The sequence below is a fragment of the Kitasatospora sp. NPDC059408 genome (assembly GCF_042751525.1).
Lineage (GTDB): Bacteria > Actinomycetota > Actinomycetes > Streptomycetales > Streptomycetaceae > Kitasatospora.
The window spans coordinates 1-25247 of sequence record NZ_JBHYWI010000053.1 but is presented as its reverse complement, the minus strand read 5'-3'; the positions used below and the strand labels follow the sequence as shown (position 1 = coordinate 25247).

20 protein-coding genes and 3 tRNA genes are annotated in these 25247 nt (G+C 74.2%); 21 read left to right on the top strand and 2 right to left on the bottom strand.

The genetic code is table 11. The features are described 5' to 3' along the window. The first annotated feature begins 26 nt into the window (after positions 1-26). The gene (obgE, locus tag ACFXDE_RS29550) at positions 27-1502 is read left to right on the top strand and encodes a GTPase ObgE (RefSeq protein ID WP_380446158.1); all 1476 of its coding nucleotides are present in this window, start codon (positions 27-29) and stop codon (positions 1500-1502) included. Between the two features lie 96 nt (positions 1503-1598). On the opposite strand, the gene ACFXDE_RS29545 is transcribed toward obgE, so the two are convergent. Continuing rightward, positions 1599-2396, bottom strand: a complete 798-nt coding sequence (locus tag ACFXDE_RS29545; protein WP_380497727.1) for a hypothetical protein — start codon at positions 2394-2396, stop codon at positions 1599-1601. 324 nt (positions 2397-2720) lie between these two features. Here ACFXDE_RS29545 and proB point away from each other — a divergent pair, with 324 nt between their 5' ends. The 5 genes from proB to ACFXDE_RS29520 all read left to right on the top strand — a co-directional run bounded on the left by proB (position 2721) and on the right by ACFXDE_RS29520 (position 7858). Continuing rightward, positions 2721-3857, top strand: a complete 1137-nt coding sequence (gene proB, locus ACFXDE_RS29540) for a glutamate 5-kinase (RefSeq protein ID WP_380446135.1) — start codon at positions 2721-2723, stop codon at positions 3855-3857. Between the two features lie 152 nt (positions 3858-4009). Then, positions 4010-4534 (top strand): hypothetical protein, encoded by a 525-nt coding sequence (locus tag ACFXDE_RS29535; RefSeq protein WP_380497726.1) that lies wholly within the window; start codon positions 4010-4012, stop codon positions 4532-4534. 67 nt (positions 4535-4601) lie between these two features. Next, the gene (locus ACFXDE_RS29530; protein ID WP_380497725.1) at positions 4602-5924 is read left to right on the top strand and encodes a glutamate-5-semialdehyde dehydrogenase; all 1323 of its coding nucleotides are present in this window, start codon (positions 4602-4604) and stop codon (positions 5922-5924) included. 188 nt (positions 5925-6112) lie between these two features. Beyond that, complete coding sequence (locus tag ACFXDE_RS29525) at positions 6113-6694, top strand: hypothetical protein (RefSeq protein WP_380446155.1); 582 nt, start codon at positions 6113-6115, stop codon at positions 6692-6694. Positions 6695-6796: 102 nt separating this feature from the next. Further along, positions 6797-7858: a hypothetical protein gene (locus ACFXDE_RS29520; protein ID WP_380497724.1), complete on the top strand. Its 1062-nt coding sequence runs from the start codon at positions 6797-6799 to the stop codon at positions 7856-7858. 78 nt (positions 7859-7936) lie between these two features. Here the strand turns inward: ACFXDE_RS29520 and ACFXDE_RS29515 are convergent, their stop codons facing one another. After that, entirely contained in the window at positions 7937-8998 is a 1062-nt protein-coding gene (locus ACFXDE_RS29515) for a M48 family metallopeptidase (RefSeq protein ID WP_380446139.1), read from the bottom strand. Positions 8999-9247: 249 nt separating this feature from the next. On the opposite strand from ACFXDE_RS29515, the gene ACFXDE_RS29510 reads away from it, so the two are divergent. The 15 genes from ACFXDE_RS29510 (at position 9248) to ACFXDE_RS29440 (ending at position 25182) form a co-directional block, all read left to right on the top strand. Then, positions 9248-9394, top strand: coding sequence for a hypothetical protein (locus ACFXDE_RS29510; RefSeq protein ID WP_380446140.1), 147 nt, complete (start codon positions 9248-9250; stop codon positions 9392-9394). A 175-nt stretch (positions 9395-9569) separates the two neighbouring features. Continuing rightward, complete coding sequence (locus tag ACFXDE_RS29505; protein WP_380446141.1) at positions 9570-9725, top strand: hypothetical protein; 156 nt, start codon at positions 9570-9572, stop codon at positions 9723-9725. Between the two features lie 136 nt (positions 9726-9861). Next, positions 9862-10494, top strand: a complete 633-nt coding sequence (gene nadD, locus ACFXDE_RS29500; RefSeq protein WP_380497723.1) for a nicotinate-nucleotide adenylyltransferase — start codon at positions 9862-9864, stop codon at positions 10492-10494. 14 nt (positions 10495-10508) lie between these two features. Next, positions 10509-12356, top strand: coding sequence for an LCP family protein (locus tag ACFXDE_RS29495; RefSeq protein WP_380497721.1), 1848 nt, complete (start codon positions 10509-10511; stop codon positions 12354-12356). Positions 12357-12517: 161 nt separating this feature from the next. Then, positions 12518-12976, top strand: a complete 459-nt coding sequence (gene rsfS / locus ACFXDE_RS29490) for a ribosome silencing factor (RefSeq protein WP_380446143.1) — start codon at positions 12518-12520, stop codon at positions 12974-12976. After that, positions 12973-13620 (top strand): histidine phosphatase family protein, encoded by a 648-nt coding sequence (locus ACFXDE_RS29485; RefSeq protein WP_380446156.1) that lies wholly within the window; start codon positions 12973-12975, stop codon positions 13618-13620. Before rsfS ends, ACFXDE_RS29485 begins: the two co-directional genes overlap by 4 nt. Positions 13621-13799: 179 nt before the next feature. After that, positions 13800-13872 (top strand) — tRNA-Ala (locus ACFXDE_RS29480). Between the two features lie 43 nt (positions 13873-13915). Beyond that, positions 13916-13988 (top strand) — tRNA-Ala (locus ACFXDE_RS29475). A 234-nt stretch (positions 13989-14222) separates the two neighbouring features. Next, positions 14223-14295 (top strand) — tRNA-Ala (locus tag ACFXDE_RS29470). 222 nt (positions 14296-14517) lie between these two features. After that, a complete protein-coding gene (locus ACFXDE_RS29465) occupies positions 14518-15822 on the top strand; it encodes a hypothetical protein (RefSeq protein WP_380497720.1) in 1305 nt (434 codons plus the stop codon). Positions 15823-16130: 308 nt separating this feature from the next. Next, complete coding sequence (gene leuS, locus ACFXDE_RS29460) at positions 16131-19067, top strand: leucine--tRNA ligase (protein ID WP_380497719.1); 2937 nt, start codon at positions 16131-16133, stop codon at positions 19065-19067. 430 nt (positions 19068-19497) lie between these two features. After that, positions 19498-20340 (top strand): hypothetical protein, encoded by an 843-nt coding sequence (locus tag ACFXDE_RS29455; protein WP_380497718.1) that lies wholly within the window; start codon positions 19498-19500, stop codon positions 20338-20340. Between the two features lie 158 nt (positions 20341-20498). After that, positions 20499-21362 (top strand): DegV family protein, encoded by an 864-nt coding sequence (locus tag ACFXDE_RS29450; protein ID WP_380446147.1) that lies wholly within the window; start codon positions 20499-20501, stop codon positions 21360-21362. A 424-nt stretch (positions 21363-21786) separates the two neighbouring features. After that, on the top strand, positions 21787-22515 hold the full coding sequence (locus ACFXDE_RS29445) for a helix-hairpin-helix domain-containing protein (RefSeq protein WP_380497717.1): 729 nt from the start codon (positions 21787-21789) through the stop codon (positions 22513-22515). Positions 22516-22557: 42 nt separating this feature from the next. Continuing rightward, positions 22558-25182, top strand: a complete 2625-nt coding sequence (locus tag ACFXDE_RS29440) for a ComEC/Rec2 family competence protein (RefSeq protein ID WP_380497716.1) — start codon at positions 22558-22560, stop codon at positions 25180-25182. Positions 25183-25247: the final 65 nt, after the last annotated feature.

Here is a 25247-nt window from a genome sequence, read left to right as displayed (position 1 = left end):
ACTCATCCGTACTGGAGGCACACCCCATGACCACCTTCGTGGACCGCGTCGAACTTCACGTCGCCGCGGGTAACGGAGGCCACGGCTGCGCCTCCGTTCACCGGGAGAAGTTCAAGCCGCTCGGCGGCCCCGACGGCGGCAACGGCGGTGAGGGCGGCAGCGTCATCCTCACCGTCGACGCGCAGATCACGACCCTCCTCGAATACCACCACTCGCCCAAGCGCAAGGCGACCAACGGCAAGCCCGGCGCGGGCGGCAACCGCACCGGCGCCGAGGGCCAGGACCTCGTCCTGCTGGTGCCGGACGGCACGGTCGTGCTCGACCGCCAGGGCAACGTGCTGGCCGACCTGGTCGGCCACGGCACCAGCTTCGTCGCCGCCCAGGGCGGCCGCGGCGGCCTCGGCAACGCGGCGCTGTCCTCGGCCCGCCGCAAGGCGCCCGGCTTCGCGCTGCTCGGCGAGCCCGGCGAGGCCCGTGACATCGTCATGGAGCTCAAGTCCGTCGCCGACGTCGCCCTGGTGGGCTACCCGAGCGCCGGCAAGTCGTCGCTGATCTCGGTGCTCTCCGCCGCGAAGCCGAAGATCGCGGACTACCCGTTCACCACGCTCGTCCCCAACCTCGGCGTGGTCACCGCGGGCGACACCGTCTACACCATCGCGGACGTGCCCGGCCTGATCCCCGGCGCCAGCCAGGGCCGCGGCCTCGGCCTGGAGTTCCTGCGCCACGTCGAGCGCTGCTCGGTGCTCGTGCACGTGCTGGACTGCGCCACCCTGGAGCCCGGCCGTGACCCGCTGAGCGACCTGGAGACCATCGAGGCGGAGCTCGCCCAGTACGGCGGCCTGGACGACCGTCCGCGCCTGGTCGCGCTCAACAAGGTGGACGTCCCGGACGGCCAGGACATCGCCGACCTCACCCGCGCCTCCCTGGAGGAGCGCGGCTTCCAGGTGTTCGAGGTCTCCGCCGCCTCCCGCAAGGGCCTGCGCGAGCTGAGCTTCGCGGTGGCGAAGATCGTCGCCGAGGCGCGTGCCGCCAAGCCGGTCGAGGAGTCCACCCGGATCGTGCTGCGGCCCACGGCCGTCGACGACGAGGGCTTCACCATCACCGAGGAGGACGGCGCCTACCGCATCCGCGGCACCAAGCCGGAGCGCTGGGTCCGCCAGACCGACTTCTCCAACGACGAGGCCGTCGGCTACCTCGCCGACCGGCTCGCCCGCCTCGGCGTGGAGGAGAAGCTGTGGAAGGTCGGGGCGCGCGAGGGCGACACCGTCATCATCGGCCCGGACGAGAACGCCGTCGTCTTCGACTGGGAGCCGACCATGGCCGCCGGCGCCGAGATGCTCGGCCGCCGCGGTGAGGACCACCGCTTCGAGAACCCGCGGCCGGCGGTCGACCGCCGTCGCGAGAAGCAGAAGGGCCGGGACGCCGCCGAGCAGGAGTTCCTGGACTTCGAGGCGCTGTCGAGCGGCCGGCCGGCCGCCATCGAGGGCGACGACGAGGACTGATCCCGCGCAGCCGAACGGCCCCGCCACCCTTTCGGGGGAGGCGGGGCCGTTCGCGTCGGTCGTTCAGGTGTTCAGGTGTTCAGGCGTGAGCGGACGTCACTTCGTCCAGGCGGCCTGGACCTTGGTGATGTCGGTCGAGTCGCCGAAGCCGACCATCACCGGGGTGCCGCCGCCGGCCGGGAAGCTGACGATGTCGCAGCCCTTGAACGCGACGCCCTTGGTGGCGCCCGAGAAGCTCGGGGTGGTGCACTTGGCGATCGGGGTCGAGCCGACCGGGTTGGCGAACGACGCGGTGTTGCCGCTCGCGTCGTAGACCTTGAGCTTGGAATCCGGGGCGCTGAAGGTCAGCTTGGTGTCCCCGAGGTTCGTCATGGTCCAGCTGACGTAGTACAGCGCGCGGCCGTCCAGGCCGGCCGTGTTGGCCTTGGCGTCCTGGAAGTCCTTGAGCGAGCCCGGGGTTATACCGGTCACGGTGAGCTGGAGCTTGGCGGCGGTGTTCGAGGTCTTGTCGTTGAAGTCGACGGCGGCCGGCTGGCCGAACTTCACCGAGGTGCCGGCCTGCGGGAGGCTGCCGGCGGCGGCCCCGCCACCGGTCGCGGCGCCGCCCGTCGCCCCCGCCGTCCCGGCGCCGCCGGCCGCCGCACCGCCCGTGGCGGCACCGCCGCCGGTGGCCGCTCCGCCCGCGGCCGCGCCGGTCGGGGCCGCGGAACCGCCGGTGGCGGCACCGCCCGTGGCCGCACCGCCGGTGGCCGCGCCGGTCGGCGCGGCGGTCGAGCCGGTGGCGCCGCCCGTGGCGGCGCCGGTGTCCGAGTTGTCCGGGCCGCAGGCGGCCAGGGACAGGGCGGTGGCCGCCGCCAGTGCGGCGACGGTCAGCTTCGTGGTGTACGAACGCATGGTGCGCTAACTCCTGAGCGCGCGACCGCGAACCGTTGCCGGCATGCCCAGTGCGGTGCCGCCCGATGGCATTGAGGGTCGAAGACGAGTGGGTCCAGCGGGCAAGAAGCCGTCCCCCGATCTGGCTTTCGGTCAGGGACCATACCAGCCATCCGGATTGGTGGCCCGGCTGTGGCGAGGCCGTGACCGGGCCGGGTCCAGCCGGTGAAACACCCTGCGGCCGACCTGCACGGATCGCGTAGATTTCGGGGGTGACGGCCGGGCCCGGCGACCCGGTCCACGGCATGGCCGCACCCGCACCACACCGGAAGGGCGTACAGCGAGATGAGCGACGACTCACTGCGGGAGGAGGTGCTGACCGCACGGCGCATCGTCGTCAAGGTCGGCTCCTCCTCACTCACCACGGCGGCCGGCGGCCTGGACGCCGACCGCGTCGACGCCCTCGTGGACGCGCTCGCCAAGGTGCGCGCCCGCGCGGACGCGCCGGAGGTCGTCCTGGTCTCCTCCGGCGCCATCGCCGCCGGCCTCGCTCCGCTCGGCCTGGAGAAAAGGCCCAAGGACCTGGCCCGCCAGCAGGCCGCCGCGAGCGTCGGGCAGGGCCTGCTCGTCGCCCGGTACACCGCCTCCTTCGCCCGCTACGGCATCCGGGTCGGCCAGGTGCTGCTCACCGCCGAGGACGCCAGCCGGCGCGCGCACTACCGCAACGCCTACCGCACGCTCGACCAGCTGCTGGCGATGGGCGCGATGCCCGTCGTCAACGAGAACGACACCGTCGCCACCGCCGAAATCAAGTTCGGTGACAACGACCGGCTGGCCGCCCTGGTCGCCCACCTCGTACGGGCCGACCTGCTGGTGCTGCTCTCCGACGTGGACGGCCTCTACGACGGCGACCCGGCCCGCCCCGGCACCAGCCGGATCGCCGAGGTGCGCGGCCCGCACGACCTCGACGGCATCCAGATCGGCAGCGCGGGCAAGGCCGGCGTCGGCACCGGCGGCATGGTCACCAAGGTCGAGGCGGCCCGGATCGCCACCGGCGCCGGCATCCCGGTGGTGCTCACCGCGGCCAGCCACGCCGCCGACGCGCTGGCCGGCCGGCCCACCGGCACCCTGTTCCTGCGCACCGGCAGCCGCACCTCGGACCGGATGCTCTGGCTCGCCCACGCGAGCAGCCCGCGCGGCGCCCTGCACCTCGACGCGGGGGCCGTCGAGGCGGTCGTCTCCGGGGGTGCGTCGCTGCTGCCGGCCGGGGTGGTGAAGGTCGACGGCGAGTTCGCCGCGGGTGATCCGGTGGACCTGATTGCCGAAAACGGCCACATCGTGGCGCGCGGGCTGGTCAACTTTGATGCGAGGGAGTTGCCCCGCCTGCTCGGCCGGTCCACCCGTGACCTGGCCCAGGAGCTCGGCGCCGCGTACGAGCGGGAGGTCGTCCACCGCGACGACCTGGTCGTCCTGCGCGGCTGACCGGCCGGCGCGGGGCGGGTGCCGGCCGGGGGCCGCTCCGCACGGGGAGGGGCCCGGCCGCCGGGCGAGGAGGGGCGCAGCCGTGCGCGCCGGCCGAACGCCGGCGGGACGGGTGGGGGGACGACAGGACATCGCCGAACAGGAGGCCGCCGGTGGAACGCAGGCGCGAGGCAGCGCTGACCGGAGGAACGGCGGGCCGGCGGCTGACCAGCATCGACGGCGGACGCGGGGACGCTCCCGCCGAGCCGTCCGGTCCGCCGCCGCAGAGGCCCGGCGGGGTGCGCAGGCTGCGGCCGGACCACCGGGACGCGGGGGAGCCGCCGACCGTGCCCGAGCAGGCGCGGCTGTGGCACGTGGTGCTGAGCGTGGCCGGCCAGGTCACGCCGCTGACCTCGCTGCGCGCCTCGCTGGAGCGGCTCGCGCACGACCACTCGTTCTTCCTGACCGCCCGGTACGCCGCCGACCACGCGGAGATCCGCTACTGGGAGCAGGCCCGGGACCTGCACGACGCGGCGGCGATCGCGCTGCGGCTGTGGGGCGAGCACAAGGTGACCGCGAACCTGCCGCCGTGGGAGATCGTCGGCCTGGAGGTGGTCGACCGGGCGACGTACCACAAGCGGGTGGCGGAGGGCTTCGGGGACCCGCCGCCGCACCTGGGCGGCGTGCACCCGTACTGACCGCCGGGCCGTCTCATCGCGCGAAACGGGGGCTCGGCGGGCGTGGCGCAGTCGCTACCCTTGGCGCATGACCAGCGACCTCGCCCCCGCCGACAGCCCCGTCCTCGCCGTAGCGCGCCGTGCCCGGGAAGCCGCCGCCGCGCTCGCCCCGCTGCCGCGCGGCGCGAAGGACACCGCGCTGCTGGCGATCGCGGACGCGCTGGTCGCCCGTGCCGCCGAGGTCGTCGCGGCCAACGCCGAGGACGTGGCCCGGGCCCGCGAGGCCGGGACGGCCGAGTCCGTGATCGACCGGCTGACGCTGACCGACGAGCGGATCTCGGCGATCGCCGCCGACGTGCGCAGCGTGGCCGGCCTGCCCGACCCGGTCGGCGAGGTCGTGCGCGGCTACACGCTGCCCAACGGTCTGGACGTGCGCCAGGTGCGGGTGCCGCTCGGCGTGGTCGGCATCATCTACGAGGCCCGGCCGAACGTCACCGTCGACGCCGCCGCGCTCTGCCTGAAGTCGGGCAACGCGGTGCTGCTGCGCGGCTCGGCCTCGGCCTACCGCTCCAACACCGCGCTGGTGGCCGTCCTGCGGGACGCCGTCGCCGCGGCCGGGCTGCCCGCCGACGTGATCCAGCTCGTCCCGGGCGAGAGCCGCGACTCCGTCCAGGAGCTGATGCGCGCCCGCGGCCTCGTGGACGTGCTCATCCCGCGCGGCGGCGCCTCGCTGATCCGCGCCGTGGTCGAGGGCTCGACCGTGCCGGTGATCGAGACCGGCACCGGCAACTGCCACGTCTACGTGGACGCGCGGACGGACCTGGCGATGGCCGTCGGCATCCTGCTGAACTCCAAGGCGCAGCGGGTCAGCGTCTGCAACGCGGCCGAGACGCTGCTGGTGCACCAGGACGTCGCGGACGCCTTCCTGCCGCTCGCGCTCGCCGCCCTGGCCGGTGCCGGGGTGACGGTGCACGGCGACGACGCGGTGCTCAAGGCCGCCGAGGGCACCGGGGCCACCGTCGTGCCGGCCACCGACGAGGACTGGGGCGCCGAGTACCTGTCGTACGACATCGCCGCCGCCGTGGTGCCCTCGCTGGACGCCGCCGTCGAGCACATCCGCCGCTGGTCCTCCGGCCACACCGAGGCGATCGTGACGACCTCGCAGGCCGCCGCCCGGCGCTTCACCCGGCTGGTCGACTCGACCACCGTCGCCGTCAACGCCTCGACCCGCTTCACCGACGGCGGTGAGTTCGGCTTCGGTGCGGAGATCGGGATCTCCACGCAGAAGCTGCACGCCCGCGGCCCGATGGGCCTGCCGGAGCTGACCAGCACCAAGTACATCGTCACCGGTGACGGGCACGTCCGCGGCGAGGCCGCGCAGACGGTGGGCGGGGACGCCGACGCGTTCTGAGCGGGGGCGGCCGGGGCCTCCGGTCGGGGTGGCCGGGTCTCGGGGCGGGTGGCCGGGGCGCTCGGGGCGGGCGGCCGGGGCCTCCGGTCGGGATGGACGGGGTCCGCGTCACACGTGTGACGGACCAACTGGCAGGAGCCACAGACAAATCGCCCGCCCGGTAATACGCTGAATCCGTGGCTGAGGATGTGGGGGGCTTGCCGTACCCCGACGGCTCCGACCACGGTGGTGCGGACGACGAGTTCGCCACCGTGGTCTTCGACGAGGCCTTCGTCCGGTCCGCCGCCGTGCACGAGCCGACGGCCAAGGAGCGGCAGCTCGCCGCTGCCGAGGCCAGGCTCGAGCCGGACACCGCGGGTCCGGGCTGGGGCTATGACGTCCCGGCCGGGGACGGGGTGCCGCTGGAGCTGCGCCCGTACCCGAGCCGGCTCGACGACGACCACCTCTACCCTGATCCGTGGTCAGGGCCGGGCCGGGCGGTGGGCCGTTCGGGCCGCCGCCGGGGCCGGGGCGACGGCGGTCCGGTGCGGGGGCGCGGGCGCTACGTCGCCCAGCAGCGCTGGCACCGGCCGGTCGCGTGGGTGCTCGCGGTGATCATGGGCGTGAGCCTGGTGGCGGTCGCCGTCGCGGCGATCTACCAGGGCGTGGGCGGCGCCTCCGGCGCGCCCCCGCGGCCGGATTCCGGGAGCAGCAGCGCCGGGGTCGACCCGACGCCGGCGCCCGCACCGCCCGCCGAGCCGTCGCTGGTGGTCACCGCGCCCGCCGGCTGATCCCGCGGGGGTCGTGCGCCCGGGGCGGGTGGTCACGCAGCGTTCCCGGGAATCTGCGTGAGCACCCTCGTGGCGGGGCGGGGGTGCGCCTACCCTGGTGGTGTGGGTGACCCGCGAGAGCCTCCGGAGGGTACGCCCGACGGTGGGTCCGGAAACGAGGACGAGTACCGGTCCGTCGTCTTCGACGAATCGTTCGTGCGGGCTGCCCGGATCCAGGAACTGTCCGCCCGGGAGCGGCTGGCCGGCTCCTTCGGCCGGGCCACCCGGCCCAAGGTGCGGCTCGGCCCGTTCGGCACGGTGCCCCGCCAGGCGCTCGCGCTGCTGCTGCTCATCCTGCTGGCCTTCGCGGCCGCCGTGTACTTCGGGGTCAGCTCGCCGAAGGGCACGGCCGCGCGCCCCGAGGGCAGCCAACTGACCGTCAGCCTGGTCGCGTTGAGCCCGGCCTCGGCGGTGCGGCCGGTCGCCGACCCGGCGAACCCGTTCGCCGCGCTGCCGACGGGGTACGGGGACGGGACGATGGGGCTGAACACCCCGGCCGGGACGTCCACCGAGCACTTCAGCCGGGTCGAGGTGACCAAGGCGCTCGACACCGTGCAGCGCTACCTGGTCGCCTCCTCGCTGGCGCCGGCCGCCCTCGTCCAGGGCGCCACCGCCGACGTGCGGGCCTTCGTGACGCCCGGCGAGCAGGCCGGGTTCGACGCGAGCGTGGCACAGCCCGTCGACGACCGGCACCACGCGGTGACCGGCTGGCTGGTCCGCTTCGACCCGGCGCAGGTGGCCCTGTCGACCGACACCGTGAAGGTGGCCGGCGTGATGCGGGTCGACGAGGCGGACAGCGGCACGCTGCAGGTCACCACCGACCACACCTTCGTCTACGCGCTCAGGCCGGCCGGCGCCCCCGCCGGCGCCCCGGTCACGCTGGAGACCGTGCGGCGGGAGCTGACCTTCCAGTTCGACCGGATCGACCTCGGCGCGGCGCAGCTGCGGCTGGTGGACGCGGTGGTCCAGGCCGGGCCGGAGCCGTGCACGACGTCGATGGCGGGCTTCCTGCAGCCGGTGCTCGCGACCCCGCAGGGCGTCCGGGTGCCGGGGCCGGCGGCGGTCGACCCGGGCGACCACGCGCACCCGGCGTGGCAGGTGTGCGGGGTGCTGGCCGGGAGCTGACGCGGGGCGCGGGTGGGCGGGAACGCCGACGGCCGGTGGCCCCGGGCGGGGCTCACCGGCCGTCGGCGGCGGTCGCGGTTACGACTCCTCGCCGTCCTTGGGCGCGGACCCGGTGCGCGCTCCGGCGCCCGTGAAGGTGTCGCGGATCTTGCCGCCCACGGTCGCGGCGCCGCCGGCGACGTCCCGGATCAGGCCCATCAGCGGGTCCTTGCTCTCCTTGACGGAGGTCGTGTAGTGGTCGGCGGCGGCCTTCCACTGCTCGGTGACCGAGGTGTCCGGGTCGTCGGTGCGGCGCGGGTAGGCGCCGGCCAGGATCGAGCGGTACTCGTCGCCCTCGGCCCACTTCTTCAGCGCGGCGACCCGGACCACGGCGAACGGGTGGCTCTGCGGCAGCACCTGGAGCAGCTTGAGCACGCCGTCGCGCAGGTCGCCGGCCTTCTCGTACTCCTCGGCCTGCTCCAGGAAGGCGTCCACGTTCATCTCGGCCAGGTTGTGCCCGCCGGCCAGCTTCATCAGGGCCCGCATGGAGGCCTGGAGGTCCTGCCCGGCCAGCAGGCCGGCCCGGTCGCTGGACAGCTCGGCCTTGCGGAACCACTCCTTGAGAGCGGTGACGATCGCCATGATCGCCAGGTTGCCGAGCGGCACCCAGGCGATCCGGGTGGCGATGTTGGTGAGGATCAGCAGCATCGTCCGGTAGACGGCGTGGCCGGACATCGCGTGGCCGACCTCGTGGCCGATGACCGAGCGCAGCTCCTCCTCGTCCAGCAGCTCGACGAGCCCGCTGGTGATCACGATGATCGGGGTGTCGATGCCGATGGTGAAGGCGTTGACCGTCGGGTCCTGGGTGACGTAGAGGTCGGGGACCTTCTCCAGGTCGAGCACGTAGGCGGCGTCGCGCACCATGTCGTGCAGCTCGGGGAACTGCCGCTCGGAGGTCTTCACGGCGGTGGCCAGGAACATCAGCCGGATCGCCCGCTCCGACACCAGGCCGGCGAGCTTCTTGAGGACGTCGTCGAAGCCGGTCAGCCGGCGCAGCGCGACCAGGGCGGAACGGTCGGCCGGGTGCTCCCAGGCCCGGGTGGAGATGTCGGGGAAGCGCTGGCGGCGCCGGCTCGGGGTCTTCGCGGTCGTGTCGGTCATGGTCTGAGCACCCTCCTGGTCGACGGCGGCCCCGGCCGGTGGCCGGCCCCCGCTGGTCTTCGCCTGCAACGACTGCTTGTGCAACGTCCGCGGTTGCGTACTCGTCCCCGCCGCGAGCCCGCGGTGGGGTCCGGCCGCGCCGGAGGGGCCGGTGGCGGGCCCCGGTGTGAGGCCGGTTTACCCTGAGGGCCCTGGAGAACCGAGACCGGACCCGGCCGCGGTAACCGAGCAGTCCGAGGAGCACCGCAGATGTCCACCGACGCCCTTGTCAGCCTGGCCGCACCGATCTCGGACGAGCCCGGCCCGGGCCTGTTCCTGCGGATCATCATCATCGCGTCGTTCGTCGGGGTCGGCCTGCTGGTCTGGATCATGGCCCGCGCCTTCCGCGGCAACTAGGACGCGTCCCGGGGCGGACGCGTCCCGCGCGGTGGCACCGTTCGCTCACGCCCGGTCAGCGGCGGTGGGCCGCCGAGCGGTTGCCCCGTCACCCCCCGTACGATGACGGGTGGGCCCTCACCGGCCCGCCAGCACCCCCAGGTCCGTCCTCCGAGCCGAGAAGGTCCAGCAGACCATGAACACCGCCGCCGCACTGCCCGTCCTGAACCTGCTCGCCGACGGCGAGGGGGGCAACCACGACAGCCTCAACCCGTACCTCTCGGGTGGCGCCGCACTGTTCGTCCTGCTGCTCCTGCTCTACGTGACCACCCGCTTCAACCGGGACCGCTGAGCCGGGCCAGGGGTCGCTCGGGGAGCGTCCGGCACACCCGCCGGCCGCTCCCTCACGCATGTCCGGGCCGCACGTGCGGCCTGCTCCCACACGGGTGTTCCCGCACCGCAACGGGCGTCGCGTAAGGTGTCTCGCCATGGGAGAGCAGGCCGGGATTCCCGGCGGACCGGAACCGGTGAAGAAGCGCCTCGGCGTGATGGGCGGCACCTTCGACCCGATCCACCACGGCCACCTGGTCGCCGCCAGCGAGGTGGCGAGCGCGTTCCACCTGGACGAGGTGATCTTCGTGCCGACCGGGCAGCCGTGGCAGAAGAGCGACCGCCGCGTCACCCCGGCCGAGGACCGCTACCTGATGACGGTCATCGCCACCGCCGAGAACCCGCAGTTCTCGGTCAGCCGGATCGACATCGACCGCGAGGGCCCGACGTACACCGTCGACACCCTGCGCGACCTGCACGCGCTGCACCCCGACGCCGACCTCTTCTTCATCACCGGCGCCGACGCGCTCGCCCAGATCCTGTCCTGGCGCGACTCCGACGAACTCTTCTCGCTCGCCCACTTCATCGGGTGCACCCGGCCGGGGCACACTCTGTCCGACGCCGGACTCCCGGTGGGCGGGGTCTCCCTGGTGGAGGTCCCCGCGCTGGCCATCTCCTCCACGGACTGCCGCAACCGGGTCGCCAAGGGCGAGCCGGTCTGGTACCTCGTGCCGGACGGCGTGGTCCGCTACATCGACAAGCGGGCGCTGTACGCGCCGCACGGGACCTGACCAGGAGCGTATGCGTGACTGATCGCAGCGGCGGCGACGCGGGGCAGCGCCCGGAGGACTGGTCGACCGGGCAGTACCCGCAGTACCAGCCGTACGGGCAGCAGCCGGTGCAGCAGTACGACCAGTACGGGCAGCCCGTGCCGGCGGCGCCCGCGTACGGCCAGGACCCGTACGGCGGCTACCAGGAGCAGTACCAGCAGCAGCCGTACCAGGCCTACCAGCAGCAGGGGCAGGCCCCGCAGCAGTACGAGCCGTACGAGTCCTACGGGCAGCAGCCGGTGCAGCAGTACGACCAGTACGGGCAGCCCGTGCAGGCGTACCAGCAGGGCGGCTACGGCTACCAGGAGCCGCAGCCGTACGCCTACGACGGCTACCAGCAGCAGGCGTACCCGGTGGCCGAGCCGCAGGCCGGGGACGCGGTGCAGGTGGCCCACGCGGCCCCCGTGGCCCCCGCCGCGCCCGAGCCCGTCGCCCCGGCGCCGGCCGCCGCGCCCGTGCCGCCGCGCCCGCGCACGCCCAAGCCCGCCGGGACGGCGCCGGCCAAGCCCGCGCAGCCGTCCGAGATGGTCGGCGGAAGCCGCACGCCCAAGGGCGCCAAGGAGCCCAAGGACTCCTACACCACCGGTGAGTTCACCTTCGTCGACGAGGAGGCGGAGGAGACCGAGGACGTCATCGACTGGCTGAAGTTCGCCGAGTCCCGCAGCGAGGTGCGCGCCGAGCGCCGCCGGCGGCTGCGCAACCGGCTGATCGGCCTCGGTGTCGCCGTCGCGCTGGCCGCGGGCGGCGTCGGCGGCTACCTGTTCTTCACCGGCGACAGCAAGCAGACCGCGGCCAAGGCGGCCGGCAAGCGCCAGGTCAACGTCGTGCACCTGCGCGACCTGCAGGGCAAGGTCTCCAGCGCGCTGCTCGTCAACGACGCCGCCGGGGGCAAGGGCACCGTGCTGCTGCTCCCCGACACCCTGCGGCTGCCCGGCCCGGGCGACCCGGCCGTCGCCCCGGTCAGCCAGGCGCTGGACCCCTCGATGGGCGCCGCCGCCACCCGCGACGGCCTGTCCGCCGTGCTCGGCGCCCCCGTGGCCGGCACCTGGCGGCTGGACACCCCCTACCTGGAACTGCTGGTCAACCAGCTCGGCGGCGTCCGGGTGGACACCAACGCCGAGACCCACGACGGCGGCAAGCCGGACGGCGCCCTGCTCAGTGCGGCCGGCAAGAACACCCTGCTCAACGGCAAGGCCGCGGTGGCCTACGCGACCCTGCAGGCGGCGGGGGAGAACCGCGACGCCCAGCTCGCCCGGTTCGGCCAGGTCATGGACGCCGTCGTGCGCACCATGCCCACCGACTTCAACGAGGCCAAGGACGACGTGCACCGGATGAACGCGGTGCTCGACCCGTCGCTGCCCGAGGACGCCCTCGCCGGGGTGCTCGCCCAGCTCGCCCAGCAGGCCAAGGACGGCCACTTCGGCACCACGGCGCTGACCGTCAAGCCGGACGGCTCGCTGGACGAGGCCACCGCCGGCAAGCAGGTCAAGGACGTGCTCGGCGGCACCGTGAAGTCGGCCGTCGCGGGCGACGCCCCGGCGCGCGTGTCGGTCCAGGACGCCTCCGGAAGCGACCAGGCCGCCGCCTCCGCACAGGTCCAGATCGTGAACGCGGGCCTGACCTTCATCCCCGGCGGCGCCAAGGGCGCGCCGCAGGCGGCCAGTGAGATCCGCTACACCGACGACGCCCGGCAGGCCGCCGCGAAGTCCCTGGCGACCAGCCTCGGGCTGCCGGACACGGCGGTGAAGAAGGTCGGTGACGCCCAGAACGCGGACCTGGTCGTCGTCCTCGGCAAGGACTACCAGCCACCGAAGAACCAGTAGCCGGCCGGCGGCCGGCGGTGCGCGTGGGGGCCGGGCGACCCCGGCCCCTACGCGTACCGGAAAAAAAGCGGTTCCGGGGCGGCCCGGGCGGCGTGAGATCCTGGAATGCGGTCCCGGCGGTGCGTCGGGGCAGCCCCACGCCGCCGACCCGGAAGTACACCGTGACCGTCACCGACCACAGCCAGCAGCTCATCACCGTCGCCGCCCAGGCGGCGGCCGACAAGCTGGCGCACAACATCATCGCCTTCGACGTCAGCGAGGTGCTGTCGATCACCGACGCCTTCCTGATCGCGTCCGCGAACAACGACCGCCAGGTCCGCTCCATCGCCGAGGAGATCGAGGACCAGCTGCGCGAGCAGCTGGACATCAAGCCGGTGCGCCGCGAGGGCGAGCGCGACGGCCGCTGGATCCTGCTCGACTACCTGGACATCGTCGTGCACGTCCAGCACTCCGAGGAGCGCTCCTTCTACTCGCTGGACCGGCTCTGGAAGGACTGCCCCGAGCTGCCGCTGCCCGAGGACGCCATCGCCTCGCGCAACCGCCCGGACGCCCACACCGACGAGGCCGGCAACGCCGTCGCCCCGGCCGACGACTTCGGCAAGCCCGAGGAGCAGTTCTGAGCCCGGCCGCGCGGGGCCCGCGCATCGTCTTCTGGCGCCACGGTCAGACCTCCTGGAACCTCGAATCGCGGTTCCAGGGCACGACCGACATCGAGCTGACCGGCCACGGCGTGCTGCAGGCGCAGCGCGCCGCCCGGCTGCTCTCGGGGCTCCGCCCCGACCTGCTGATCTCCTCCGACCTCAAGCGGGCCAGGCGCACCGCCGACGAGCTCGCCAGGATCACCGGGCTCGACGTACAGCACCACGAGGGCCTGCGGGAGACGTACGCGGGCTCCTGGCAGGGGCTGACCAACGCCGAGATCCGGGCCCGCTACCCCGAGGAGTACGCGGCCTGGGCGGCCGGCGAGCCGGTGCGGCGCGGCGGCGGCGAGCTGTCCAGCGAGGTCGCGGACCGCTCGGTGCCCGTGGTGCTGGAGGCGGTCGACAAGCTGCCGGAGAGCGGCACGCTGGTCGTGGTCAGCCACGGCGGGACGATCCGCACCATGCTCGGGCGCCTGCTCGGCCTGGAGCCGGCGCTCTGGGAGTGCTTCGGCGGGCTGTCCAACTGCTGCTGGTCGGTGCTGGGCCGGGGGGCGCGCGGCTGGCGCCTGCTGGAGCACAACGCGGGCACGCTCCCGCAGCCGGTCATCGGCGACGACACCTGAGTGTCGGCGGCGGGGTGCGGAGCGGGAGCGGGAGCGCGGGGCCCGGGAGGGACTCGTAGGTTGCCCGCAGGTGGCTCGCAGGGGCGGATTTCGCAGTTCCGGGCCTGACCAGCTAGAGTCTTCCTCGTTCGCAGGGAAGGAACGCGGCCCGGAAGGGAAGCGGGAGATCCGGTGAGTGCGGGGCTATAGCTCAGTTGGTAGAGCGCTTGCATGGCATGCAAGAGGTCTGGGGTTCAATTCCCCATAGCTCCACTCCGCACCAGTGGTCCGGCCTGGCCGGTGCCGCACGTGTCGCGGGGCTATAGCTCAGTTGGTAGAGCGCTTGCATGGCATGCAAGAGGTCTGGGGTTCAATTCCCCATAGCTCCACAGTCGCCGAGAGGCCGCCACCCACCGGGTGGCGGCCTCTTGCGTTTCCCGGGGTCGTGCTTCCGGGGGCGCTGTGGTCGTCGTTGCCGGGCCCGCGTGTTGCGGACGTGCCGTCATCCGGCCCGCTCGGGGGCGGCCGCGGAAACGGATTAGGGGAGCACCCCCGTGACCGTGTAAAGTAGTCGATGTCGCCGAGGGAAACCGGACGGAAACCCCGGTGACATCGCAGGTCAAGGGGCTATAGCTCAGTTGGTAGAGCGCTTGCATGGCATGCAAGAGGTCTGGGGTTCAATTCCCCATAGCTCCACAGAAGTTGAGGGCCGCTTCCCGAACCGGGAAGCGGCCCTCGGCCGTTGCGGGCCCCGCGCGCCCTGCCGTCCGCCTCGGTGCGCCCCGCCGACCTGGCTTCGCGCGCCCCGCTGTTCGGGCTTCGTGTGTCCTGCCGTTCAGGCTTCGTGTGCCCCGCCGTACGCCACTCGACTGTGCATGCCACCGGCACGGGACCCGGAAGGACCGCTACCGTCGTGCCATGGCCGATCTGGAGCGAAGGCGGAACGAGGAACTGGCCCGGATACTGCACCAGCTCGGCTGGAGTCCGGAGCGGCTCGCCCGCGAGGTGAGCCTCGCCCTGCCGCCCGGCCTGGCCATCAGCTCCACCGCCCCCTACAAGTGGCGCGACCGGGGCATGGTGCCGCGCAGCCCGCACGACCAGACCGTGTGCGAGGTGCTCAGCCGCACGCTCGGCATGGCCGTCACCTACGAGCAGCTCTGGGGCCGGATGGGCGGCCACCGCGGCGCCAAGATCCTCTCGCCGAGGCTGCTCACCGACCCGTGGACCGCCGACACCGCCCAGACCGCCCTGCGCGAGGCCGCCACCGACGCCGGGCCCGTCCGCCTCACCGACTTCTTCCGCAGCGCCGACCTCGACCAGGCCGCCGAACGGCTTTCCTCGCCGCCCCCGCCCGTCGGCGGCGGCGAGGGCGCGCTGCGCGTCGACCCCGGACTCGTCGGCGAACTCGGCCTCTCCTACCGCAGCAAGCAGCGGCTGGAACGCTCCTGCGGCGGCGGCCTCGTCCTCGGCCCCTGCCGCGCCGAACTCGCCATGGTGGCCAAGCTCCTGGAACTCGGCGCCTACGACGAACGGCTCGGCCGCGACCTCTACGGCCAGGCCAGCCGGCTCGCCCGGCTGGCCGGCTGGGCCGCCTACGACCTCGGCCACGACGCCGCCGCCCAGCGGGCGTTCGTCGCCGCGCTGCGCGCCGCCCACGTCAGCGGCGACGCCCGGCTCGGCGTCTTCGTGCTCGGCGGCCTCGTCGTGCTCGCCACCCAGGGCGCGGGCGGGCGCGGACTGGACGCCGTCGCCGCGCTCACCACCGCCCTCGACGCGTACGGCCACGCCCTCGGCGCCCCCGGCCGGGCCCGCCAGTTCGCCCGGATCTCCCGCGCCTACGGGCGCCGCGGCCTGGCCGAGGAGGCCGCCGGGGCCGCCGACCGGGCCTTCGCCGAACTCGAAGGCCTGCCCGGCACCGAGGAGGCCCGCGCCGACCTCGCCGGCATGGTGGGTGAGGGCCGGCTGTTCCTCGGCGACCACCGCAAGGCCAAGACCCTGCTCGCCGAGGCCGTCGCCGGCCTCGGCCCCGGCCGGGCCCGGGCCAAGGCGCTGCTCATGGTCCGGCTGGCCGAGACCCACCGCCGCCTCGGCGACCAGCGGGAGGCCGCCCGCACCGCCGCCGCCGCCCGCACGCTCGCCTCCGGCATGCAGTCCGAGCGGGTCGCGCGGGCGCTGCGCGACTTCGACGCGGCCGGGCGCGCGGTATCCCCGGGAGCGCGCTGACCCGCTTGCGGTACCCTGAGCCCATGCGAACTGTGCGCCTGCTCCTTAGCCGGCCGCGCTGACCAGGACCGGCTGCGCCCTCGGGCGGTGCCGGAGTCGGCGTGGCGTCCCCTCCTGCGAGGGGCTTTTTTGTTTTCCGCCCCGTTTCCGGTCCGGTCCGGGGTCTTCCGGTACCCGGCCCGCCGCGTCCGGGGTGCACGTGCCCGGTCCCCGCGTCCGGTCCACGAACACGACCCCGTGCACGGTTCACGTGCGCGGTGGTTCACGTGCGCGGTTCGCCAACTGACATCGATGGAGCTTGAAGGACCATGAGCGAGACGACCCCTGCGTCCGGCGCGGCCGAGCCCGCGACCGAGCCGTTCCGGTACAGCGCCGCGCTGGCGGCGGAGATCGAGTCCCGCTGGCAGGACATCTGGGAGAAGGAAGGCACCTTCAACGCTCCCAACCCGGCCGGCGACCTGGCCGACCCGGCCGCGGGCGACGTCGCCGCGAAGCCGCACAGCTTCATCATGGACATGTTCCCGTACCCCTCGGGCGCGGGCCTGCACGTCGGCCACCCGCTGGGCTACATCGCCACCGACGTCTACGCCCGCTACCAGCGGATGACCGGCCACAACGTGCTGCACACGCTGGGCTACGACGCGTTCGGCCTGCCCGCCGAGCAGTACGCGGTGCAGACCGGCACCCACCCGCGGGTCTCCACCGAGGCCAACATCGCCAACATGCGCCAGCAGCTGCGCCGGCTGGGCCTGGGCCACGACCCGCGCCGCTCGATCTCCACGATCGACCCGGAGTACTACCGCTGGACCCAGTGGATCTTCCTGCAGATCTTCAACTCCTGGTACGACGAGGACGCCGGCAAGGCCCGTCCGATCGCCGAGCTGGTCGCCGCCTTCGAGTCCGGCTCGCGCGAGGTGCCGGGCGGGCGCGCCTGGTCGCAGCTGTCGGCCGCCGAGCGCGACGAGGTCCTGGGCGAGTACCGCCTGGCCTACGCCAAGGAGGTGCCGGTCAACTGGTGCCCCGGGCTGGGTACCGTGCTGGCCAACGAGGAGGTCACCTCGGACGGCCGCTCCGAGCGCGGCAACTTCCCGGTGTTCAAGTCCAACCTGCGCCAGTGGATGATGCGGATCACCGCCTACTCCGACCGGCTGATCGCCGACCTGGACCTGCTGGACTGGCCCGAGGCCATCAAGCTGCAGCAGCGCAACTGGATCGGGCGCTCCGAGGGTGCCCGGGTCGACTTCGCGATCGGTGCGGGCGCGGGCACGGGCGAGGGCGCGGGCGAGGGCGCGGGCGAGGGCGAGGGCGAGAAGATCACCGTCTTCACCACCCGCCCCGACACCCTGTTCGGCGCCACCTACATGGTCCTGGCCCCCGAGCACGGCCTGGTCGACACCATCGTGCCCGCCGAGTGGCCCGCCGGCGTCCCCGCCGAGTGGACCGGCGGCGCCGCCACCCCCGCCGAGGCCGTCGCCGCCTACCGCGCGGCCGCCGCCGCCAAGTCGGACGTCGAGCGGCAGGTCGAGGCCAAGGTCAAGACCGGCGTCTTCACCGGCGCCCACGCCGTCAACCCGGTCAGCGGACAGCCCGTCCCGGTCTTCATCGCCGACTACGTGCTGATGGGCTACGGCACCGGCGCCATCATGGCCGTCCCCGCCCACGACCACCGCGACTTCGCCTTCGCCCGCGCCTTCGCGCTGCCGATGCGCTGCGTCGTCAAGCCCACCGACGGGCGCGACGAGGACCCGTCGACCTGGGACGACGCGTTCGACACGTACGACTCCGTCATCGTCAACTCCGCCCGGGAGCAGGGCGACCTGTCCCTGGACGGGCTGAGCATCGTCGCCGCCAAGGCCGCCGCCACCGCCTGGCTGGCCGAGCGCGGCATCGGCGAGGGCACCGTCAACTACCGCCTGCGCGACTGGCTGTTCAGCCGCCAGCGGTACTGGGGCGAGCCCTTCCCGATCGTCTACGACGAGGACGGCGTGATGCACGCGCTGCCCGAGTCGATGCTGCCGGTCGAGGTGCCCGAGGTCGACGACTACTCGCCGCACACCTACGACCCGTACGACTCCACCTCCTCGCCCAAGACGCCGCTGTCCCGCAACGAGGACTGGGTCAACGTCGAGCTGGACCTGGGCGACGGGCCCAAGCGCTACCGCCGCGAGACCAACACCATGCCCAACTGGGCGGGTTCGTGCTGGTACGAGCTGCGCTACGTCGACCCGTCCAACGGCGCGGCCGTCGTCGACCCGGCCAACGAGCGCTACTGGCTGGGCCCGACCGCCACCAAGCCGGCCGGCGGCGCCGACCTGTACGTCGGCGGCGCCGAGCACGCGGTGCTGCACCTGCTGTACGCGCGCTTCTGGCACAAGGTGCTGCACGACCTGGGCCACGTCTCGTCCGTCGAGCCGTTCCACAAGCTGTTCAACCAGGGCATGATCACCGCCGACGTCTACCGCGACGAGCGCGGCTTCCCGGTGCCCGCCGCCGAGATCGAGGAGCGCGACGGCACGTACTTCTGGCAGGGCGAGCCGGTCAAGCGCGAGGCCGGCAAGATGGGCAAGTCCCTGAAGAACGCCGTCGCCCCCGACGACATCGCCGACGAGTACGGCGCCGACACGCTGCGCCTGTACGAGATGTCGATGGGCCCGCTGGACGTCTCCCGCCCGTGGGACACCCGCGCCGTCATCGGCTCGTACCGCTTCCTGCAGCGGCTGTGGCGCAACGTCGTCTCGGAGTCGACCGGCGAGCTGGTCGTCACCGACGAGCCGGCCGACGAGGCCACGCTGCGCGCGCTGCACAAGGCGATCGACGGCATCCGCGGCGACATGGCCGGGCTGCGCTTCAACACGGCCGTGGCCAAGGCCATCGAGCTGAACAACCACCTGGTCAAGCGCGGCTCCACGCCGCGGGCCGTCGCCGAGCAGCTGGTGCTGCTGGTCGCGCCGCTGGCCCCGCACGTCGCGGAGGAGCTGTGGCGCCGGCTGGGCCACGGCGACTCGCTGGCGCACACCGACTACCCGGTCGCCGACCCGGCGTACGTCGTTGACGAGGCCGTGACCTGCGTCGTGCAGATCAAGGGCAAGGTCAAGGCCCGGCTGGAGGTCGCGCCGACGATCTCGGACGCCGAGCTGGAGGCGCTGGCCCTGGCCGACCCGGCGGTCGTCGCGGCGATCGGGGACGCTCCGGTGCGCAAGGTGATCGCGCGGGCGCCGAAGCTGGTCAACATCGTCACGGGGTGACGAGCGACGAGGTGATGGGGTGATGGGGTGACGGGCTGAGGGGCTCTCCTGAGTCCGTGCTCGTGCGGGCGGGCGTCCTTCGGGGCGCCCGCCCGTTCTCGTCGGGGCTCGCTTCTCGTCTTGGCTCGTTCTCGGCGGGGTTCGTACTTGTCGGGGCTCGTTCCCGGTGGCGGCCGGGGTGGCGTGCGGGCTTTCCGGGGTGGGGACCCCCCTGGGGTGGGGGCGCGGGTCTTCCGGGTGGGGTGTGGGCCTTCCGGGGGATCCCCGATCTGTCCCTGATCTCGGGCGTCCGGGCCCGTTCGGCCTGCCCCCGGGACCGGTCCGGCGGCTACCGTGGAACCCTCGGCGGGGCGGCCCGCGTTGGCCCGAGGGGTCGAATCGGTGGGGTCGGACCGGCGGCGGTCGGCCCGGTGGCGGAAGGTGGCTCGTGATGGACGTGCTCGGCGTGATGCTCGGACTGGCCCTGCTCATCGGGATCGCGGTGGTCGTGCTGGCCGTCGTCGGCACCGTCAAGGCGGCCAAGGCCGTCGCCGCCAAGGTCGAGCGCCACGAGGCCAACGCCCGGCGGGCGGTCGAGAACGCCACGCTCAAGGCCAAGACCTTCGCCAAACCCGGACCGCAGGGGCAGATCGCCGCCGTCCGGCTGGGCCTGCGCACCTCGCTCGACGGCACCCGGCAGGTCCTGGAGTCCGGCCTCGCCCAGGACGGCCAGCTCGGCGAGGCGCTCGCACTGCTGACCCGGCTGGACGCCCACGCGGCCGAACTCGACGGCGAACTGCGCGTGTTGGAGCGTGAGCCCGACACCGGGCGGATCGCGGCCAAACTGCCCGAGCTGCGGGAGCGCGCCGAGCGGATCACCCACTCCGCGGAGACCATGCGGTGGGCGGCGCAGGACCGGATGCACCGCTTCGCGGAGGACGAGCTGAGCCGGCTCGGCCAGGAGTGCGAGAGCGAGGCGGGGGCGCTGCGGCACTGGGACAGTGCGGGGGCGGGTTCTGCTGCTGGTTCCACGTCGGGTGCCGGTGCTGGTGCGGGTGCTGCTTCTGGTACGGGTGCTGGTTCTGGCTCGGCTTCTGCTTCTGCTTCGGCTTCCGCTCCGGCCGGTTCGGCGGGGGCGGCCGGGCGGGCGTCGGCTCCCCGGGCCGGGCTCACCGACGGGAAGGGGCGGCCGAGTGCCGAGGACCTGCTCGGGCTCGGCGACCCGCTGGCCAAGATCGCGCAGCGGCTGCGGAAGCCGTCCGCGGGGCCCTCGGCCGGTTCCTCGGCGGGCTGATCCGGTGGCGGCGCCGACCGCCGTCGGCGTTCGGGGGCGCCTGTCGGGGCTGCCGTTCGAGTCGCCGCGCGGGGCTGTTCGAGTGCCGCCGCGGTGCCGCACGGGTGCCGGACGGCGGGCGCTGTCATCCCGGCCGAACGGGGAGTAACCTCCGCCTCATGCCCTCCGACCTCGCCCTTGTCACGGATTCCACGGCCTATCTGCCGCAGGAGGCCCTCGACCGGCACGGGATCACGGTGGTCCCGCTGAGCGTCGCGGTCGGCGACGCCGTTCTCGCCGAGGGCGTCGAGATCTCGCCGAAGGACGTCGCCGAGGCGCTGCGCGGCAAGCAGCGCGTGACGACCTCCCGGCCGAACCCCGAGTCCTTCGCGGCGGCCTACCGCGCGGCGGCCGAGGCCGGGGCCCGGGGCATCGTCTCGGTGCACATCTCGGGCGAGCTCTCCGGCACGGTGGAGGCCGCCCGGCTGGCGGCGGCCGAGGCGCCGGTCCCGGTGGAGGTGGTCGACAGCCGGCTCGTGGGCATGGCCCTCGGGTACGGGGTGCTGGCGGCGGCCGAGGCCATCGCGGCGGGGGAGGACCTGGCCGGCGCGGCCGGTGCCGCGACCCGGCGGGCGGGCGGGACCAGCGGCTTCTTCTACGTCGACACCCTGGAACACCTGCGGCGCGGCGGCCGGATCGGCGCGGCGCGGGCGCTGCTCGGCTCGGCGCTGGCCGTCAAGCCGCTGCTGCACCTGCACGGCGGGCGGATCGAGCCGCTGGAGAAGGTGCGGACGGCCTCGCGGGCGATCGCGCGGCTGGAGGAGATCGCGGTGGAGCGCTCCGGGGAGGGGCCGGTCGACATCACCGTGCACCACCTGGCGGCGGAGGACCGGGCGGAGCCGCTCGCGGAGCGGCTGCGGGGGCGGGTGCCGGGGCTGCGGGAGCTGTACGTCGGCGAGGTGGGGGCCGTCATCGGGGCGCACGTCGGGCCGGGGCTGCTGGCGGTGGTGGTGTCGCCGGTGGTGGTCCCGCCGGTGGTGTAGGGGCGTGAGGTGCAGGGGAGTGCAGGGGGCGGTGTCAATGTGATGGGTGTGCCATCACTCTTCCGGGCTAGCTGATTTATCCACAACTCCCGTGTTATCCACAGGCTTTCGGTAATGTCCGCGCGTTCGATCGCGGACTCCTAGCGTGCTCCGCATGACGAGCATGGGCCTGGGCGCGGCGAAGCGCCACGAGATCAACGAGACCGTCCGGTTGCGGATGGCGGCCGTGTTGCCGGGGGCGGGCACGTTGCCGCTGACGACTGTGGCAGGAGCCCCTGCGCGTGCGGCTGCCGGTGCGGGGGTCGGAGAGGCTGCGGCCGCAGGGGCGCCGCCCGCGGAGTCCGTTTCGCGTGTCGGCGCGGTGGGCTCGGTGGGCGCGCCCTCGGGTGAGCCTCGGGGTGGGCCTCGGGGTGAGCCCGATCCGGTGGAGCCGCCGGAGGACGGCCACCGGGTGCCGTTCCGGTTCGGGCCGGCGATGGTCCTGGACCGGCGGGCGGTGGTGGGGCTGGCCGTCCTGCTCCTGTTCGCGGTCGGGTACGCCGTGCAGCACTTCTGGCTGGCCCGGCCGCAGGCGGTCGCGGTGCCGGCGCTGACGGCGGGCTCGGCGGCGCCGGTGACGTCGATGCAGCCGCTCCCGTCCGGGGCGGCCGAGACGGGTGCGGAGGGCGGTCCGCCCGGGCCGGCGCCGCCGCCCGCCGTCGAGCCCGTCGTCGTCGTGGACGTCGGAGGCCGGGTCCACGCGCCAGGACTGCACACCCTGCCAGGCGGCTCGCGCGTGGCCGACGCCCTTCGGGCGGCGGGAGGTCCGCTGCCGGAGACGGACACCCGGAGCCTCAACCTGGCCCGGGTGCTGACGGACGGCGAACAGATCCGTGTCGGCGAACCGGCACCCCCGCCCGGCACGGACCCCGGCGTCGCCGCCGGTCCCGGCCCGGGGCCGCCGTCGGTCGTCCCGTCCAGGCAGTCCGTCAGCCTCAACCGGGCCACCCTCGAACAGCTCGACACCCTCCCCGGTGTCGGCCCGACCCTCGCCCAACGCATCCTCGCGTTCCGCACGTCGCATGGCTCGTTCCGCACGCTCGACCAGCTCCGGCAGGTCAGCGGGATCGGCGCGCGGACGTACGCGGAACTCCGCCCGCTGCTCACCCTCTGACGTCCCGTCCACCAGCCCGTCCCGCCGAAGGGAGGTACCGCCGTGTCCGCCACCGACCAGACCTCGTCCGTTCACACCGCCCGCACCGACTTCCGGCTGCTGCTCCCGGCGGTCGCCGCTTGGGTGGTCGCAGCGGCGCTCCTTGGGCGGGCGCCGGGGCACGACGCCGTGTTCTACTGGCTCGCCGGCGCGGCCGCCGCCGCGGGTGCCGTGATGCTCGCCCGGCCGGGAGCACTGCGCCGGGGAGGCGCGGCGACGACGCTGGCCGCGATCCTGCTCACCGGTGCGGCGTCGGCCTCCGCGACGCTCCTGCACACCGCCGACCTGCACCGCGGGCCGCTGCCGGGACTCGCCCGGGCGGCCGAGCACCGTCCGCCGCGTCAGCCGGGCGAGCCGGTCCGGGGCGTGGAGGTCGAACTGACCGTCGTGGGCGATCCCAAGTCCCATGCGTTCCGGGGCGGTACGACCGGCGGGCAGTCCGTGCTCACGCTGGACGCCGTGGTGGACCGCGTCACCGTCTCCGGGGAGCGGGCCGTCCAGACCCGGACACCGGTCACGGTGATGGTGCGGGGCCAGGACGCCGGCCCGTGGCAAGGGCTGCTCCCGTCCGCCCGGCTCGCGGTGGAGGCCGAGGTCAGGCCGGCGGGGGAGGGGTACGACACGGAGGCGGCGGCACTGCTGGTGGCCCGGGGCGAGCCCCGGCTGCTCGCGCCGCCGAGCCTGCCGCAGCGGATCGCCGGGCGACTGCGCGAGGGACTGCGGACGGCGAGCGACGGGCTCCCGCCGGACGCGCGGGGGCTCCTGCCCGGGCTCGTCGTCGGGGACACCTCGCGGCTCTCCGACGACCTCCTGGACGCCTTCCGCGCCACCGACCTCGTGCACCTGGTGGCCGTGAGCGGGGCCAACCTGGCGATCGTCCTCGGCGTCCTGCTGGGCGCCCCGGGCCAGGCGGGCACGCCCGAACGGCGCGGGCTCGCGGCGCTGCTGGGCCTCTCGCTGCGCACCAGCGCCCTGCTCGGGACGGCGCTCACACTGGCGTTCGTCACGATCTGCCGACCGGAGCCCAGCGTGCTGCGGGCGGCGGGGACGGGCCTGATCGGCATGCTCGCGCTTGCCACCGGCCGTCCCCGGCAGGCCGTGCCCGCGCTCGCCGGGGCGGTGCTGGTCCTGGTGCTGCTGGATCCCTATCTGGCGCGGTCGTACGGCTTCCTGCTCTCCGTGCTCGCCACCGCGGGGCTGCTCGTCCTCGGGTCGCACTGGGCCGAGGCGCTGAGGTCCCGGCGCTGGCCGCACCACCTGGCGGGCGCCCTCGCGGCGACGGCGGGGGCCCAGGCGCTGTGCACGCCGGTGACGGTGGTGCTGTCCGGACACGTCAGCCTGGTCGCGATCCCGTGCAACCTGCTGGCCGAGCTGGCGGTGGCCCCGGCGACGCTGCTCGGCTTCGGGGTGCTCGTGCTGCAGCCGCTCTCCCCGGCACTGGCCCGGCTGCTCGCGGAGCCGGCCGGGGTGCCGGCGAGCTGGCTGGCCCTGGTGGCGCGGCGGGGCGCCGAGCTGCCCGGTGGACAACTGGCCTGGCCCGGTGGGTGGTTCGGGGTCGTGACGGTCGGGCTGGCCACGCTGGCGGCCTGTTGGGCGGCGCCCTTGCTGCTGCCCCGGCGGGCGGAGCCCGGTGCGCGTCCTCCCCGGCGGCGATGGGTGCGGGCGCTGGTGGCCGGTGTGCTGCTGGTGGTCCTGATGACGGTGCTGCTGCGCCCACCGGTGCTGAGTCGGATCGCCACGGGCTGGCCGCCGCCAGGGTGGCGGATGGTGATGTGCGACATCGGGCAGGGAGACATGCTGGTGCTGCGGACGGATGCGCCGGGCAGTGCGGTGGTGGTCGATGCGGGGCCGGATCCGAACGCGGCCGATCGGTGCCTGCGGGACTTGGGCGTTACGGGCGTGCCGTTGCTTTTGGTGACGCACTTTCACGCTGACCACGTCGAGGGCGTGCCCGGAGTGTTGCGGGGGCGCAGAGTCGGTGCGATCGAGAGCACCACGCTGGACGATCCCCCGGGCGAGGCGGCCCGGGTGGCGGGGTGGGCGGCCGGCGCGGGCGTGCCGCTGATTCGCGCCAGGCGGGGTGAACGTCGCTCGGCGGGAGCGGAGTTGGCGTGGGACGTGGTCTGGCCGGGTGCGGGCACGGACGTCGAGGCGCCGGGTGCCAACAACGCGAGCGTCGCGATGGTGGTGACGGTGGGCGGCGGGGTGCGGATGGCGTTGCTGGGTGATCTGGAGCCACCGGCGCAGGCCGCGTTGTCGGGGCGGTTGGGGCGCGTGGACGTCCTGAAGGTGGCGCACCACGGGTCCGCCCATCAGTACTGGGACCTGGTCGACGCGTTGCGACCGAGGCTGGCGTTGATCTCGTGCGGCGAGGGCAATTCCTACGGGCACCCGTCCCCACGGACGGTGGACCGGTTGCGCGGGCTCGGCGCGACGGTGCTGCGCACCGATCGGTCGGGGGACATCGCCGTCACGGGCGACTCCCCGGCCACTCTCGGCGTGGCCGTGCACCCGCAGAGCGCGCACGGAGCGCACAAGGCGGGCGCGCACGGCACGGCCGAGCCGGCCGACTCGGCCGAGTCCCGGACCGGCCGGGGCCCGCGGACCCCGCGGGCCCCGCCGATCTGACGGCCCGCCTTCCTCGCTCTCCTTCCATCCCCCGGGGTGGTGGGTCAGGGGTCTGGGGGATGGGG

Bases quoted from the DNA above. Each gene is read 5' to 3' on its own strand.
- obgE (WP_380446158.1), top strand. From the start codon at position 27: ATGACCACCTTCGTGGACCGCGTCGAACTTCACGTCGCCGCGGGTAAC.
- ACFXDE_RS29545 (WP_380497727.1), bottom strand. From the start codon at position 2,396: ATGCGTTCGTACACCACGAAGCTGACCGTCGCCGCACTGGCGGCGGCC.
- proB (WP_380446135.1), top strand. From the start codon at position 2,721: ATGAGCGACGACTCACTGCGGGAGGAGGTGCTGACCGCACGGCGCATC.
- ACFXDE_RS29530 (WP_380497725.1), top strand. From the start codon at position 4,602: ATGACCAGCGACCTCGCCCCCGCCGACAGCCCCGTCCTCGCCGTAGCG.
- ACFXDE_RS29515 (WP_380446139.1), bottom strand. From the start codon at position 8,998: ATGACCGACACGACCGCGAAGACCCCGAGCCGGCGCCGCCAGCGCTTC.
- ACFXDE_RS29510 (WP_380446140.1), top strand. From the start codon at position 9,248: ATGTCCACCGACGCCCTTGTCAGCCTGGCCGCACCGATCTCGGACGAG.
- ACFXDE_RS29505 (WP_380446141.1), top strand. From the start codon at position 9,570: ATGAACACCGCCGCCGCACTGCCCGTCCTGAACCTGCTCGCCGACGGC.
- nadD (WP_380497723.1), top strand. From the start codon at position 9,862: ATGGGAGAGCAGGCCGGGATTCCCGGCGGACCGGAACCGGTGAAGAAG.
- ACFXDE_RS29465 (WP_380497720.1), top strand. From the start codon at position 14,518: ATGGCCGATCTGGAGCGAAGGCGGAACGAGGAACTGGCCCGGATACTG.
- leuS (WP_380497719.1), top strand. From the start codon at position 16,131: ATGAGCGAGACGACCCCTGCGTCCGGCGCGGCCGAGCCCGCGACCGAG.
- ACFXDE_RS29455 (WP_380497718.1), top strand. From the start codon at position 19,498: ATGGACGTGCTCGGCGTGATGCTCGGACTGGCCCTGCTCATCGGGATC.
- ACFXDE_RS29450 (WP_380446147.1), top strand. From the start codon at position 20,499: ATGCCCTCCGACCTCGCCCTTGTCACGGATTCCACGGCCTATCTGCCG.